Origin of the sequence: Halomicrobium sp. IBSBa, assembly GCF_017612575.1 — an archaeon.
GTDB lineage: Archaea > Halobacteriota > Halobacteria > Halobacteriales > Haloarculaceae > Halomicrobium.
This window is the reverse complement of the sequence record NZ_JADPQC010000042.1, coordinates 1-443: the sequence shown is the minus strand read 5'-3', so window position 1 is coordinate 443 and position 443 is coordinate 1. Positions and strand designations below refer to the sequence as shown.

General features: G+C 61.9%; 1 protein-coding gene. It reads right to left on the bottom strand.

Translation table 11 applies throughout. The features are described from left to right. On the bottom strand, nucleotides 1-443 hold a 443-nt coding region (locus IL252_RS17910), incomplete at both ends, for a TraM recognition domain-containing protein (protein ID WP_208629064.1).

The window sequence follows — 443 nt, the reverse complement described above, 5'->3', positions numbered from 1 at the left end:
TCTGGGTCTCTGCATCGAGCACGCGAAGGATGATCTTGTTGTTCGTGTTGCCCAGCACCTGGCGCGCCTTGTTCTCGTCGCCCAGGCGAGCGGCAAAGTCAGCGAATGTCTGGGTCGCGATGTACATCTTGAAGCCGGCACCGCGGCCCTTGTTGAGGAGCTGGATGGTCGGGGTATTGATGACCTCGGCAGCTTCATCGACGAACACATAGACGGGCTTCTTCTCCCGCCCGGCATAGTTGTAGATGTCACCCGCGACGGCGGTGAGATCGGCCAGCATCACCGAGCCGATGGCGCTCCCGACCGTGGAGTCCGCGAGCGAGTCCAGGCCCATGTACAGCACCATGTCGTTGGTGATGACCTTCTTCATGTCCGTGGACACCTTGTCGTGTCCGGGCTCGAAGTCGGGCGACAGCAGATCCGCGAGCGGGTCGGTCGTGAGC